This window comes from Lelliottia sp., assembly GCF_045627565.1.
In the GTDB taxonomy this organism is placed as follows: domain Bacteria; phylum Pseudomonadota; class Gammaproteobacteria; order Enterobacterales; family Enterobacteriaceae; genus Enterobacter.
Window position 1 is genome coordinate 135,815 of sequence record NZ_JAZQNX010000026.1, and the last position, 14,469, is coordinate 150,283.

13 protein-coding genes and 2 tRNA genes are annotated in these 14,469 nt (G+C 53.7%); 14 read left to right on the forward strand and 1 reads right to left on the reverse strand.

What is annotated here, in order from left to right:
* The first annotated feature begins 212 nt into the window (after nucleotides 1-212).
* Both ACKI5T_RS14675 and ACKI5T_RS14680 read left to right on the forward strand, forming a co-directional pair.
* A tRNA-Gly gene (locus ACKI5T_RS14675) sits at nucleotides 213-288 on the forward strand.
* A 154-nt stretch (nucleotides 289-442) separates the two neighbouring features.
* Nucleotides 443-518, forward strand: a tRNA-Gly gene (locus ACKI5T_RS14680).
* Nucleotides 519-789: 271 nt separating this feature from the next.
* Here the strand turns inward: ACKI5T_RS14680 and queG are convergent.
* Entirely contained in the window at nucleotides 790-1,929 is a 1,140-nt protein-coding gene (gene queG / locus ACKI5T_RS14685) for a tRNA epoxyqueuosine(34) reductase QueG (RefSeq protein ID WP_407438355.1), read from the reverse strand.
* Here queG and nnr point away from each other — a divergent pair.
* The 12 genes from nnr to nsrR all read left to right on the forward strand — a co-directional run bounded on the left by nnr (nucleotide 1,928) and on the right by nsrR (nucleotide 14,433).
* Complete coding sequence (nnr, locus tag ACKI5T_RS14690; RefSeq protein WP_407438357.1) at nucleotides 1,928-3,454, forward strand: bifunctional ADP-dependent NAD(P)H-hydrate dehydratase/NAD(P)H-hydrate epimerase; 1,527 nt, start codon at nucleotides 1,928-1,930, stop codon at nucleotides 3,452-3,454. The genes queG and nnr overlap by 2 nt on opposite strands.
* Nucleotides 3,447-3,908 (forward strand): tRNA (adenosine(37)-N6)-threonylcarbamoyltransferase complex ATPase subunit type 1 TsaE, encoded by a 462-nt coding sequence (gene tsaE, locus ACKI5T_RS14695; RefSeq protein ID WP_133631910.1) that lies wholly within the window; start codon nucleotides 3,447-3,449, stop codon nucleotides 3,906-3,908. Before nnr ends, tsaE begins: the two co-directional genes overlap by 8 nt.
* Nucleotides 3,909-3,924: 16 nt before the next feature.
* Nucleotides 3,925-5,268, forward strand: coding sequence for an N-acetylmuramoyl-L-alanine amidase AmiB (gene amiB / locus ACKI5T_RS14700; protein ID WP_407438359.1), 1,344 nt, complete (start codon nucleotides 3,925-3,927; stop codon nucleotides 5,266-5,268).
* 9 nt (nucleotides 5,269-5,277) lie between these two features.
* Nucleotides 5,278-7,119, forward strand: coding sequence for a DNA mismatch repair endonuclease MutL (gene mutL, locus ACKI5T_RS14705; protein WP_407438361.1), 1,842 nt, complete (start codon nucleotides 5,278-5,280; stop codon nucleotides 7,117-7,119).
* Nucleotides 7,112-8,062: a tRNA (adenosine(37)-N6)-dimethylallyltransferase MiaA gene (miaA, locus tag ACKI5T_RS14710; RefSeq protein WP_407438363.1), complete on the forward strand. Its 951-nt coding sequence runs from the start codon at nucleotides 7,112-7,114 to the stop codon at nucleotides 8,060-8,062. Before mutL ends, miaA begins: the two co-directional genes overlap by 8 nt.
* A gap of 85 nt (nucleotides 8,063-8,147) precedes the next feature.
* The gene (gene hfq, locus ACKI5T_RS14715; RefSeq protein ID WP_011915616.1) at nucleotides 8,148-8,459 is read left to right on the forward strand and encodes an RNA chaperone Hfq; all 312 of its coding nucleotides are present in this window, start codon (nucleotides 8,148-8,150) and stop codon (nucleotides 8,457-8,459) included.
* Between the two features lie 75 nt (nucleotides 8,460-8,534).
* Nucleotides 8,535-9,815 carry a ribosome rescue GTPase HflX gene (gene hflX, locus ACKI5T_RS14720; RefSeq protein ID WP_235134587.1) on the forward strand — a complete coding sequence of 427 codons (1,281 nt, stop codon included), beginning with the start codon at nucleotides 8,535-8,537 and terminating at the stop codon, nucleotides 9,813-9,815.
* A gap of 58 nt (nucleotides 9,816-9,873) precedes the next feature.
* A complete protein-coding gene (hflK, locus tag ACKI5T_RS14725) occupies nucleotides 9,874-11,139 on the forward strand; it encodes an FtsH protease activity modulator HflK (RefSeq protein WP_407438366.1) in 1,266 nt (421 codons plus the stop codon).
* Nucleotides 11,140-11,141: 2 nt separating this feature from the next.
* Nucleotides 11,142-12,146, forward strand: coding sequence for a protease modulator HflC (hflC, locus tag ACKI5T_RS14730; protein ID WP_011915619.1), 1,005 nt, complete (start codon nucleotides 11,142-11,144; stop codon nucleotides 12,144-12,146).
* 72 nt (nucleotides 12,147-12,218) lie between these two features.
* A complete protein-coding gene (locus ACKI5T_RS14735; protein WP_011915620.1) occupies nucleotides 12,219-12,416 on the forward strand; it encodes a DUF2065 domain-containing protein in 198 nt (65 codons plus the stop codon).
* Nucleotides 12,417-12,518: 102 nt separating this feature from the next.
* On the forward strand, nucleotides 12,519-13,817 hold the full coding sequence (locus ACKI5T_RS14740) for an adenylosuccinate synthase (protein ID WP_407438368.1): 1,299 nt from the start codon (nucleotides 12,519-12,521) through the stop codon (nucleotides 13,815-13,817).
* 190 nt (nucleotides 13,818-14,007) lie between these two features.
* Nucleotides 14,008-14,433 (forward strand): nitric oxide-sensing transcriptional repressor NsrR, encoded by a 426-nt coding sequence (gene nsrR, locus ACKI5T_RS14745; RefSeq protein WP_011915622.1) that lies wholly within the window; start codon nucleotides 14,008-14,010, stop codon nucleotides 14,431-14,433.
* Nucleotides 14,434-14,469 lie beyond the last annotated feature (36 nt).

A 14,469-nucleotide genomic window follows, 5' to 3' on the forward strand; every position in this document is an offset into this window, starting at 1 on the left:
GTATTTGCCGTTAAATTGTCCAGCTTGCCGATTAATTAATCACTTGAACGTGATTTTAAAAAAATCGCTTTCAGGGGGGTTGCAGCTAAAAGGATTTCTCGTATAATGCGCCTCCCGTAACGACAGAGAATTACGCGTTACGAAGCATCAAATTTAATCGCAGTATTTCGGGTCGCAGCTTACAAAGTGGCGTCTTGAAAGACGAAGGTTATGCGGGAATAGCTCAGTTGGTAGAGCACGACCTTGCCAAGGTCGGGGTCGCGAGTTCGAGTCTCGTTTCCCGCTCCAAATTTGAAAGTATCGCAAGATACGCACCACCAATCGCAGGATTTCAAGTTGCAGCCAGGCGGCAACGGAACGAATCCTTGGGAGCTTACTTAAGTAAGTGACTAAGGTGAGTGAAGGCAGTCAGCGCAGTGGCGGCTTGAAAGACAAAGATTAAGCGGGAATAGCTCAGTTGGTAGAGCACGACCTTGCCAAGGTCGGGGTCGCGAGTTCGAGTCTCGTTTCCCGCTCCAAATTCTTCTCCAGTCTCCAGATTATCCACAGCGAATTCCTTCGTTGGGAACATTTTCTATTGTATTTGAAATATTCTTGTAAACAGAGTTATCCACAGTTAATACCGTTTTAGCGAAACGACCAAACGCTTCGCACGGTGAAGGGTTATTTTTTAACTGCATGAATAATATCAATAAAATTTCGTTTCAAAATGCTATCCAGATCACTTGACCTGTTTGCAAAGCCTGATGGTATCTGGCTTGGTAATTTTATTCACAGGCTGTGAATATATCAGGCGTCGCGGATAAGCCCTTTTTCGATCACTCTGACCAGTCGCTGTTTCTTCGGTAATTGCACCTCGACCACGCAGGCATTTCGCTTCTCGATTTGCTGCGCAATCGCCCATTCTATGTGCTCATCAAGAAGTGGGTGCTCACCTCTGCGATTTTCCAGCGCCGTGATATTCGCTTCATCCCATGAGGCGTTTCCTAATGCAACGGCAATATTTCGCAGCCAGCGCAGATGACCAATGCGGCGAATCGCAGACCCTTCCGTTATCCGCAGGAAATAAGCTTCGTCCCAGGCAAATAACTCAATGAGCTTTGGGGCGTGCAGGGCTTTGCGCGGGCTGAAATCGTCTTCATCAGTCAGCTGCGAGTAGCGATTCCACGGACAAATCAGCTGGCAATCGTCGCAGCCGTAAATGCGGTTGCCGATAAGAGGACGAAACGCTTCCGGAATGGCCCCTTCCAGTTCGATGGTGAGGTACGAAATACAGCGACGCGCGTCAACGGTATAAGGCTCAACAATCGCCCCCGTTGGACAAATCGTCATGCAGGCCACGCAGCGCCCGCAACCTTCCTCAACCGGGCCATCCACGGGCAGCGGTAAATCAATTAGTAGCTCGCCCAGGAAAAAGAACGAACCTGCATCACGGCTGAGGATAAGTGAGTGCTTACCTGTCCATCCAAGGCCTGCTTTTTCTGCTATCGGGCGCTCAAGAATAGGCGCAGAGTCGACAAACGGTCTAAAATTCAGCGAGCCACAATATTCCTGAATGGTTTCCCCGAGTTTTTTTAAGCGGTTACGCAGAAGTTTGTGGTAGTCACGCCCCAGGGCGTAACGGCTGACATAACCCAGCGACGGATCTTTCAGCGTGCGGGCAAACGCTGCGTTGGCGGGGAGATAGTTCATGCGAACGCTGATAACGCGCAAGGTACCCGGCAATAGTTCATGGGGGCGCGCGCGCATCATACCGTGGCGCGCCATCCACTCCATTTCGCCGTGGTATTGTTTGTCCAGCCAGGCCTGCAGTTTTGGCTCGCTCGCGGAAAGGTCGGTATCGGTGATACCGACTTTCTGGAAGCCAAGCTCAGCGCCCCACTGTTTAATGTTTTGCGCTAACTGATTGAGATCGAGGGGCTGTGACATGACGGACCATACAATGAAGAGAAACCCCATCAGTATACCACATTCCATTTGGCCTGCGGATGACCTCCGTCGCGCTGAAAAAGAGGCCGCAGATAGCCTGGGCATCACGCTGTATGAACTGATGCTTCGTGCTGGCGAGGCGGCGTTTTCCGTGGTGCGAGAGACATATCCTGAGGCAAAATACTGGCTTATTTTGTGCGGGCACGGCAACAATGGCGGCGATGGTTATGTGGTCGCGCGTCTGGCCGTTGCCGCTGGTCTGCGCGTCACGCTGCTGGCCATCGAAAGTGAAAAACCGCTGCCAGAAGAGACGAGCGAAGCTCGTGAGGCGTGGCTGAATGCGGGTGGGGAGATTCATGCCGCCGATATCAGCTGGCCAGAAGGGGTTGATCTGATTGTTGATGGACTGCTGGGGACAGGGCTCAGGCAGGCTCCTCGCGAAAATATCGCAACGCTTATCGAAAAAGCGAATGCCCATCCGGCTCCTGTTATTGCGCTGGATATTCCGTCGGGCCTGATTGCCCAGACGGGCGCGACGCCGGGTGCGGTGATTCACGCCACGATGACCGTCACGTTTATTGCGCTCAAGCCTGGATTACTGACCGGCAAAGCGCGCGATGTGGTGGGAAAACTGCATCACCATGCGCTGGGGCTTGAAAGCTGGCTCGCCGGACAAGAACCGCCTATCGCACGCCTGGATGCGAATCAGCTTGAGGCGTGGCTGCTGCCGCGCCGCCGCACGTCGAACAAAGGCGATCACGGCAAGCTGGTGATTATTGGCGGCGATCACGGCACTGCGGGTGCGATTCGCATGACCGGAGAAGCCGCGCTGCGTGCAGGAGCGGGCCTGGTACGCGTGCTGACGCGCATCGAAAATATCCCGCCCATTATTACCGCTCGCCCTGAACTGATGGCTCATGAACTGACGCCAGACTCCCTTGATGCAAGCCTGGAGTGGGCCGATGTGGTGGTCATTGGCCCAGGATTGGGGCAACAAGCGTGGGGCAAGAAAACGTTACAAAAGGTCGAGAATTGTCGTAAACCGATGCTGTGGGATGCCGACGCGCTTAACCTTCTGGCAATCAATCCTGATAAACGTCACAATCGTATCCTGACGCCACACCCCGGCGAGGCCGCGCGGCTGCTTAGCTGCAGCGTCGCAGAAATTGAAAACGATCGCTTACTTTCTGCGCAGCGTCTGGTAAAACGTTACGGAGGTGTTGCAGTTTTAAAAGGAGCGGGCACGATTGTGGCCTGTGAGTCCGGCGCGCTCAGCATTATTGACGCGGGCAATGCAGGAATGGCGAGTGGCGGAATGGGCGATGTGCTCTCCGGTATTATCGGCGCGTTGCTGGGACAACAATTTAACCCTTATGAAGCAGCCAGTGTAGGCTGCGTGGTCCACGGTGCGGCGGCGGACAAGCTCGCTGCTCGCTACGGAACGCGCGGTATGCTGGCCACCGATCTTTTTGACACGCTGCGGCGTGTTGTTAACCCAGATGTGATTGACGTAGAAAATGACTAATCGAGTGATGGCTTTACCCGACGAGCAGGCAACTTTGGATCTTGGCAAGCGCCTGGCGCTGGCCTGTGAGGGCGCGACCGTCATTTATTTGTATGGCGATTTGGGTGCGGGTAAAACAACGTTTAGCCGGGGTTTTTTGCAGGCTCTGGGCCATAAAGGAAACGTGAAAAGCCCGACTTATACGCTGGTTGAACCCTATACCCTCGACAATCTGATGGTGTACCACTTCGATCTTTACCGTCTTGCGGACCCTGAGGAGCTCGAATTTATGGGGATCCGTGACTATTTTGCCAACGACGCCATTTGCCTGGTGGAGTGGCCGCAACAAGGTGCGGGTGTGTTGCCTGACCCGGATGTCGAAATTCACTTAGATTACCAGGCTCAAGGGCGTGAGGCACGCATCAGTGCTGTTTCCTCATCAGGTAATTCCTTGCTGGCGCGTTTAGCTGGCTGAACTCAGGGATAACGGGATGATTAATCGCGTTAAAGGTTGGTTGTTGGCTGCAACGGTGCTGCTGTGCGCACAGGCCGGAGCCGCAAGTTTATCGGATATTCAGGTCTCCAACGGTGATTCGCAGGCGCGGATAACCTTCAGTTTTATGGGCGATCCCGATTATGCGTTTTCGCAGGTTGATAAGCGCAGCGTGGCGCTGGATATCAAACAGACCGGGGTGATTCAGGGCCTGCCGCTGCAATTTAGCGGCAATAACCTGGTCAAAAGTATTCGCTCCGGTACGGCGAAAGATGCGCAGTCATTACGGCTGGTGGTCGATCTCACCCAAAACGGTAAAACCCGCGCCGTGAAGCAGCAAAACGGTGCGAATTACACCGTGGTCTTTACTATTAATGCTGATGCTCCGCCGCCTCCACCGCCACCGCCTGTCGTGGCGAAACGCGTTGAAGCGCCGATTGTTGCATCGCGTCCGTCTGAACCCGCACGTAATCCGTTCAAAGCGGAAAACGATCGCATGACCAGCGTCACCAGCAGCAATACGGTCACGCGCCCAGCGGCTCGCGCTCGTCCTGCCACGAATACGAGTGGCGAGAAAGTGATTATCGCCATTGATGCGGGGCACGGTGGGCAAGATCCTGGCGCAATTGGCCCTGGCGGTACGCGCGAGAAAAATGTCACCATCGCCATTGCGCGCAAATTGCGTGAACGGCTGAATGATGACCCGATGTTTAAAGGCGTGATGACGCGCGATGGCGATTACTTTATCTCCGTCATGGGGCGTTCTGACGTTGCGCGCAAGCAAAACGCTAACTTCCTGGTGTCAATTCATGCGGATGCTGCGCCAAATCGCAGCGCGACTGGCGCTTCCGTTTGGGTGTTGTCGAACCGTCGCGCTAACAGCGAGATGGCGAACTGGCTGGAAGAGCACGAGAAACAGTCTGAACTGTTGGGTGGCGCAGGTGATGTGCTGGCGAACAGTCAGTCCGACCCGTATCTCAGCCAGGCGGTGCTGGATTTACAATTCGGTCATTCCCAGCGCGTCGGGTATGATGTTGCCACTAACGTGATAAGCCAGTTGCAGAGCGTGGGGGCTATCCACAAACGTCGCCCTGAGCACGCCAGTCTTGGCGTGTTGCGTTCTCCGGACATCCCGTCGATTCTGGTCGAAACCGGTTTTATCAGTAATAACGGCGAAGAGCGCCTGCTGGCGAGCGACAGTTATCAGCAGGAAATCGCCGATGCTATTTACAACGGTTTGCGCAATTACTTTGCGTCACACCCGTTACAGTCAGCGCCGCCAGGGGGCGGGGGACAAACTGCCAGCGCAGCCCTTCCCGGTGAGATGAGCGCGACCCACTAAGGAGAACTCATGCCGATTCAGGTTCTGCCGCCGCAGCTTGCGAACCAAATCGCCGCCGGCGAAGTGGTAGAGCGTCCTGCATCGGTTGTGAAGGAACTCGTTGAAAACAGTCTTGATGCGGGTGCGACCCGCATCGATATTGATATCGAGCGCGGTGGTGCAAAGCTTATCCGCATCCGTGACAACGGCTGCGGCATCAAAAAAGACGAGCTGGCGCTGGCGCTGGCGCGTCATGCCACCAGTAAAATTGCCTCGCTCGACGATCTGGAAGCCATTATCAGCCTCGGTTTTCGTGGCGAGGCGCTGGCCAGTATCAGCTCCGTATCCCGACTGACACTCACCTCCCGCACGGCTGAACAGCAAGAAGCCTGGCAGGCTTACGCCGAAGGGCGTGATATGGACGTGACGGTCAAACCCGCCGCCCACCCGGTGGGTACGACGCTGGAAGTGTTGGATCTGTTTTACAACACGCCCGCGCGCCGCAAGTTCATGCGCACCGAAAAAACCGAATTCAACCATATCGACGAGATCATTCGCCGAATCGCGCTGGCCCGTTTTGATGTCACGATCAACCTCAGCCATAACGGCAAGGTGATGCGCCAGTACCGCGCAGTGGCAGAAGGCGGGCAGAAAGAGCGCCGTCTGGGCGCAATTTGCGGTACGGCTTTTCTCGAACAGGCGCTGGCGATTGAGTGGCAGCATGGCGATCTAGCGATGCGCGGCTGGGTTGCCGACCCAAAAACGATGAACGCGACGCTGGCTGAGATTCAGTATTGCTATGTGAATGGCCGCATGATGCGCGATCGTCTGATAAATCATGCGATTCGCCAGGCCTGTGAAGACAAACTGGGTGCCGATCAGCAGCCTGCGTTTGTGCTTTATCTTGAAATCGATCCGCATCAAGTGGATGTCAACGTGCATCCAGCCAAGCATGAGGTGCGTTTCCATCAGTCGAGACTGGTTCACGATTTTATTTATCAGGGCGTGCTGAGCGTGCTTCAGCAGCAGGCTGAGCCGTCGTTACCGCTGACCGAAGACGCCATCAGCCCACGACCGATCCCGGAAAACCGCGTCGCGGCGGGGCGCAACCAGTTTGCTGAGCCTGCGGTTGCGCGACAGCCTGAAGTGCCGCGCTATTCATCGGGCGCAAGTGCGCCGCGTCCAACCGGGGCGAACTATCCCCATGCACCGGTTTATCAGAAACAGCAGGGTGCGCTTTACAGCAAATTACTGGATACTCCCGCAGTTGAGCGGAAAGAGAATGTCGCGCAGTCGGCTCCGGCACTGGATGGGCACATCCAGAGTTTTGGGCGCGTGCTGACTATTATTGCGCCGGACATGGCTTTACTTGAACGCGATAGCCACCTTGCGTTGCTGGCGTTACCCGTCGCGGAGCGCTGGCTCAAACAAGTGCAACTGACGCCGGGAACAAACGCAGCGTGCGCACAGCCGCTGTTGATTCCCGTCCGGCTTAAAGTGTCAGCAGAAGAAGTGGCGGTTTTAAACCGTGCGAAAGCGGTATTGGTGGAAATGGGCATTGAATTTGTTGTAGAAGCACATCATGTGACCATTCGCGCGGTGCCTTTACCCTTACGCCAACAAAATTTACAAAACTTGATTCCTGAACTGATAGGCTACCTGGCGCAGCAAACATCCTTTAACGCTGCCAATACCGCGCAGTGGATCGCCCGCCATCTGGCGAGTGACCACAATCTGTGGAGTATGGCTCAGGCCATTACCGTATTGGCGGAAGTTGAACGTCTTTGTCCACAGCTGGTCAAAGCTCCGCCGGGTGGTTTATTACAACCTGTTGATTTGCATTCGGCGATGAAAGCCCTGAAAGATGAGTGATGTGAGTAAGGCGAGCCTGCCTAAGGCGATTTTTTTGATGGGGCCTACGGCCTCCGGTAAAACGGCGTTAGCCATTGAGTTACGTAAAGTTTTGCCAGTAGAGTTGATTAGCGTCGATTCTGCCCTTATTTATCAAGGGATGGATGTCGGCACGGCGAAGCCAAATGCAGAAGAACTGCATGCGGCACCGCACCGGTTGCTGGATATTCTCGACCCGGCGCAGGCATATTCCGCAGCGGATTTCCGTCGCGATGCGCTCGCTGAGATGGCTGAGATAACCGCGGCGGGACGGATACCGTTGTTGGTCGGCGGTACCATGCTCTACTTTAAGGCGCTGTTGGAGGGGCTATCACCTTTGCCATCAGCGGATCCTGAAGTAAGAGCCAAGATTGAGCAGCAGGCGGCAGAGCAGGGATGGAGCGCGTTGCATAAGCAACTGGAAGAGGTTGATCCGGTTGCCGCAGCACGGATTCATCCAAATGATCCGCAAAGGCTTTCCCGAGCACTGGAAGTTTTTTTCATTTCGGGTAAAACTTTAACGGAACTGACGCAAACGTCAGGCGAGGCTCTGCCGTATCAGGTGCATCAGTTCGCCATCGCCCCGGCGAGCCGTGAACTGCTCCATCAACGAATTGAGCAGCGTTTTCATCAGATGTTAGCTTCAGGTTTTGAAGCAGAAGTGCGGGCGTTATTTGCTCGCGGAGATTTGCATACGGACATGCCTTCCATTCGTTGTGTCGGATATCGCCAGATGTGGTCATACATTGAAGGTGAGATCTCATACGATGAAATGGTTTACCGAGGTGTTTGCGCCACCAGACAGTTGGCGAAGCGGCAGATAACCTGGTTGCGTGGTTGGGAGGGGATTCACTGGTTAGACAGTGAAAAACCTGAACAGTCATACAACGAAGTTTTACAGGTTGTGGGTGCTATCGCAGACTGAGTGTGTACAATTAAGTCGTACCGTGCGCAATTTTTCAGAATCGCAAGGTTCTAAGTACAAAACAAACATATAAGGAAAAGAGAGAATGGCTAAGGGGCAATCTTTACAAGATCCGTTCTTGAACGCACTGCGTCGTGAACGTGTTCCAGTTTCTATTTATTTGGTGAATGGTATTAAGCTGCAAGGTCAGATTGAATCTTTCGATCAGTTCGTGATCCTGTTGAAAAACACGGTCAGCCAGATGGTTTATAAGCACGCTATCTCTACTGTTGTTCCGTCCCGTCCAGTTTCTCATCACAGCAACAACGCTGGCGGCGGCACCGGTAGTAACTTCCATCATGGCAGCAACGCACAGGGTTCTTCTGCTCCTGCGCAAGACAGCGACGAAACCGAATAAGGTTGCGGGCTGTTTTTCCACACGGGGAGCCAGGTTTTCTGCGTTCCCCGCTGATTTATATTGAGGATAATACGCTTGTTTGACCGTTATGATGCCGGTGAGCATGCGGTGCTGGTACACATCTATTTTACGCAAGACAAAGATAAAGAAGACCTTGAGGAGTTTGAAGCTCTGGTCTCTTCTGCTGGCGTCGAAGCAATGCAGGTGATTACTGGTAGTCGTAAAGCACCGCACCCGAAGTTTTTTGTAGGCGAAGGTAAAGCAATCGAAATTGCGGAAGCCGTAAAAGCAACCGGCGCGTCAGTCGTGCTGTTTGATCATGCGTTGTCTCCGGCTCAAGAGCGTAACCTCGAAAGTCTGTGTGAATGTCGTGTTATCGACCGTACCGGCTTGATATTAGATATTTTTGCTCAACGTGCACGTACCCACGAGGGTAAATTGCAGGTTGAGCTGGCGCAATTGCGTCATCTGGCAACGCGCCTTGTGCGTGGCTGGACCCACCTTGAAAGACAAAAAGGCGGTATTGGTTTGCGCGGCCCGGGTGAAACCCAGCTCGAAACTGACCGTCGACTACTGCGTGGTCGTATTACCCAGATCCTTTCGCGACTGGCAAGAGTCGAGAAACAGCGTGAGCAGGGACGTCGTTCGCGAACCAAAGCTGACATCCCAACGGTGTCGCTGGTGGGGTATACCAATGCCGGTAAATCCACCCTGTTTAACCAGATTACCAATGCTGAAGTCTACGCCGCAGACCAGTTGTTTGCGACGCTCGACCCTACGCTTCGCCGTATTGATGTTGCGGATGTCGGCGAAACCGTGCTGGCGGATACCGTAGGGTTTATTCGTCATTTGCCACACGATTTGGTGGCGGCGTTTAAAGCGACCTTGCAGGAGACGCGTCAGGCGACCCTGCTGCTGCATATTATTGACGCCGCCGATTTCCGCTTGCAGGAAAATATCGATGCGGTGAATACCGTACTTGAAGAGATTGAAGCGGACGATATCCCAACGCTGTTGGTGATGAATAAAATCGATATGCTCGAAGACTTCGAGCCGCGTATCGACCGAGATGATGAGAACAAACCGATTCGGGTCTGGCTATCTGCACAGACCGGGGTTGGCGTGCCACTGCTTTTCCAGGCTTTAACAGAACGTCTTTCCGGTGAGGTTGCTCAGCACACGCTGCGTCTGCCACCACAGGAAGGCAAGCTGCGCAGCCGGTTTTATCAACTTCAGGCGATAGAAAAAGAGTGGATGGAGGATGACGGCAGCGTGGGGATGCAGGTGCGTATGCCAATCGTTGACTGGCGTCGCCTCTGTAAACAAGAACCTACGTTGATCGACTACGTAGTCTGATCAGATTAGGGTAGTCCTGAAGATATTCGCCCTTGCATAACAAATATGGAGCATATACATGGCGTGGAATCAGCCCGGTAATAACGGACAAGACCGCGACCCGTGGGGAAGCAGCAATAATCAAGGCGGCAACTCTGGGGGAAATGGCAACAAAGGTGGTCGCGAGCAGGGGCCTCCTGATCTGGACGACATCTTCCGCAAGCTAAGTAAAAAGCTGGGCGGTTTTGGTGGTAAAGGTTCCGGTTCAGGTTCCGGCGGAAATGCCCCGCAGGGGCCGCGCCCGCACCTTGGTGGCCGCGTAGTGAGCATTGTTGCCGCTGCCGTGGTGATCATTTGGGCCGCCAGCGGTTTCTACACCATTAAAGAAGCTGAGCGCGGTGTTGTCACTCGCTTCGGCAAGTTTAGCCATCTGGTTGAGCCGGGTCTGAACTGGAAGCCAACGTTTGTCGATAACGTGACTGCGGTCAACGTAGAATCGGTTCGTGAACTGGCGGCGTCCGGCGTGATGCTGACTTCTGACGAGAACGTGGTTCGCGTCGAGATGAACGTGCAGTACCGCGTCACCGATCCTAAAAACTACCTGTTCAGTGTGACTAGCGCGGACGATAGCCTGCGTCAGGCGACTGACAGTGCGCTGCGTGGTGTGATCGGCAAATACACCATGGATCGTATTTTGACTGAAGGTCGTACCGTTATTCGTAGCGATACCCAGCGTGAGCTGGAAGAGACCATTCGTCCGTACAACATGGGTATCACCCTGCTGGACGTCAACTTCCAGGCTGCTCGTCCGCCGGAAGAGGTGAAAGCTGCGTTTGATGATGCGATTTCCGCTCGTGAAAATGAGCAGCAGTACATCCGTGAAGCAGAAGCCTACACCAACGAAGTTCAGCCACGTGCTAACGGTCAGGCGCAACGTATCCTCGAAGAGGCGCGTGCGTATAAGACTCAGACCGTGCTGGAAGCGCAGGGTGAAGTAGCCCGCTTTGCTAAGCTCCTGCCTGAATATAAAGCCGCTCCGGAAATTACCCGTGAACGTCTGTATATCGAGACCATGGAGAAAGTGCTGAGCCATACCCGTAAAGTGCTGGTGAATGACAGCAAAGGTGGCAACCTGATGGTTCTGCCGCTGGACCAGATGCTGAAAGGCGGTAATGCATCCGGCGCGAAACAGGATAACAGCGGAGCTAACAATCTGCTGCGCCTGCCTCCTGCGTCCGGGAGCAACTCTAACGCCAAAAACACGTCGTCTTCAACCGATGGTGACATCATGGACCAACGTCGCGCTAACGCGCAGCGTAACGACAGCCAGCGTCAGGGGGAATAACGATGCGTAAGTCAGTTATTGCGATAATTATCATCGTGCTGGTAGTGCTTTATGCCTCAATCTTTGTAGTGAAAGAGGGCGAACGCGGTATCACCATGCGCTTCGGCAAAGTTCTGCGTGACGATGAAAACAAACCGCTGGTTTTCGAGCCGGGTCTGCATTTCAAGCTCCCGATGATCGAATCAGTGAAAATGCTTGATGCCCGTATCCAGACTATGGATAACCAGGCCGACCGTTTCGTGACCAAAGAGAAAAAAGACCTGATCGTCGATTCCTACATCAAATGGCGTATCAGCGATTTTAGCCGCTACTATCTTGCAACGGGCGGCGGTGACGTCTCTCAGGCGGAAGTGCTGCTGAAACGTAAGTTCTCTGACCGTTTGCGTTCTGAAATTGGTCGTCTGGATGTGAAAGATATCGTAACCGATTCTCGTGGTCGTTTGACGATTGAAGTCCGTGATGCGCTGAACTCCGGTTCTGCGGGTACCGAAGACGAAGTGGCAACGCCAGCCGCAGATGATGCGATTGCGAAAGCAGCTGAACGTGTTCAGACCGAGACTAACGGCAAAGCGCCGGTGATCAACCCGAACAGTATGGCTGCGTTGGGTATCGAAGTCGTTGACGTGCGTATTAAGCAGATCAACCTGCCTGCCGAAGTGTCCGAAGCGATCTACAACCGTATGCGCGCTGAGCGTGAAGCGGTTGCCCGTCGTCACCGTTCACAAGGTCAGGAAGAAGCTGAAAAGCTGCGCGCCACTGCCGATTATGAAGTGACGAAAACGCTGGCAGAATCTGAACGTCAGGGCCGCATTATGCGCGGTGAAGGCGATGCAGAAGCCGCGAAACTGTTTGCTGATGCATTCAGTCAGGATCCGGATTTCTATGCCTTTATCCGTAGCCTGCGTGCTTATGAAAACAGCTTCCAGAGCAACCAGGATGTGATGGTGCTCAGCCCGGATAGCGATTTCTTCCGTTATATGAAGACGCCAGGCAACGCCACGCGATAAACTCAACGCCGTTTGAGTGATCAAACCACCGCTCTCTTCCGAGGCGGTGGTTTTCTTTTATAAGGATCCAAAATGAATTCAACCATCCTGTTGGCACTAGCGTTAGTGTTGGTGCTGGAAGGCCTGGGGCCGATGCTTTATCCGCGTGCCTGGCGACGCATGATCGCCACCATGAGCCAACTGCCGGATAATATTTTGCGTCGTTTTGGAGGGGGTCTTGTGGTTGCCGGTATCGTTATCTACTACATGTTGAGGAAAACGATTGGCTGATCAAAAAGTGGTCGGATTTGCCTTATATTGCGGGCAAAAAGTGCTGTATATCTGAAAAAGCGGTGGTAGAATCCATTTTTAAGCAATCGGTGATTTTTAAAAATGGGTAACAACGTTGTCGTACTGGGCACCCAATGGGGTGACGAAGGTAAAGGGAAGATCGTTGATCTTCTGACTGAACGTGCTAAATATGTTGTACGCTATCAGGGTGGTCACAATGCGGGCCATACTCTCGTAATCAACGGTGAAAAAACCGTCCTCCATCTCATTCCATCAGGTATTCTTCGCGACAATGTGACCAGCATCATCGGTAACGGTGTCGTGCTGTCTCCTGCTGCGCTGATGAAAGAGATGAAAGGCCTGGAAGACCGTGGTATCCCGGTTCGTGAGCGTCTGCTGCTCTCCGAAGCTTGCCCGCTAATCCTCGACTATCACGTGGCGCTGGATGTGGCGCGTGAAAAAGCGCGTGGCGCAAAAGCTATCGGCACCACTGGCCGTGGTATCGGCCCTGCTTATGAAGATAAAGTTGCTCGCCGCGGTCTGCGCGTTGGCGACCTGTTCGACAAAGCCACCTTCGCTGACAAACTGAAAGAGGTGATGGAATATCACAACTTCCAGCTGGTGAACTTCTACAAAGCTGACGCTGTTGACTACCAGAAAGTGCTGGATGATGTCATGGCGGTAGCGGATATCCTGACCGGTATGGTTGTGGATGTGTCCGATCTGCTGGACCAGGCGCGCAAGCGTGGCGATTTCGTCATGTTCGAAGGCGCACAAGGTACGCTGTTGGATATCGACCACGGTACCTATCCGTACGTGACCTCCTCTAACACCACTGCGGGTGGCGTGGCGACCGGCTCCGGCCTGGGCCCGCGTTATGTGGATTACGTTCTGGGTATCATCAAAGCTTACTCCACTCGCGTGGGTGCAGGTCCATTCCCGACTGAGCTGTTTGATGAAACCGGCGAATTCCTGTGCAAACAAGGTAACGAGTTTGGCGCGACCACCGGTCGTCGTCGTCGTACCGGCTGGCTGGATGTGGTCGCCGTGCGTCGTGCCGTGCAGATCAACTCCCTGTCGGGCTTCTGCCTGACCAAGCTTGACGTGCTGGACGGCCTGAAAGAAGTGAAACTGTGCATCGGTTACCGTATGCCAGATGGTCGCGAAGTGACAACCACTCCGCTGGCTGCTGACGACTGGGAAGGCATCGAGCCAATCTACGAAACCATGCCTGGCTGGTCAGAAACCACCTTTGGCGTGAAAGCGCGTAGCGGCCTGCCGCAGGCGGCGCTGGATTACATCAAGCGTATTGAAGAACTGACTGAAGTGCCGATCGATATTATTTCTACCGGCCCTGACCGTAGTGAAACGATGATTCTGCGCGACCCGTTCGACGCATAATTTCGTGACTGCCGGCCTACGGAGCGATCCGTAGGCCGGATAAACGCCATTCCATCTGGTTTTTGCCCTCTGTTTCCGCTTTTACCCCTTTCCGTTTAAATAAATTCGCCGTTAACTATCTGGCTGGTTTATCATCATTATTGAATATCTCTGCGGTTACACCGCGTTTTTCCCTTTTCCTGAGGTTGATGTGCAGTTAACGAGTTTCACCGATTACGGCTTACGTGCGCTGATTTACATGGCGTCGTTGCCACAAGGGCAGATGACCAGTATCTCTCAAGTTACAGAGGTCTACGGCGTGTCCCGTAATCATATGGTCAAAATAATCAATCAACTTAGCCGTGCGGGATACGTGACTGCCGTCCGCGGGAAAAACGGGGGAATTCGTCTCGGTAAACCCGCGCAGAGTATTCGTGTAGGGGACGTGGTGCGTGAACTGGAGCCGCTGTCTCTGGTAAATTGCAGCAGCGATTTTTGCCACATCACCCCCGCATGCCGCCTCAAACAGGCACTTTCTAAGGCTGTGCAAAGTTTCCTTATGGAACTGGATAACTACACGCTGGCCGATTTGGTTGAAGAGAATCAACCGCTGTATAAATTATTGCTGGTGGAATGAAGAAAATTTTCGCCGGAGCTGACAACGGAGGAACCG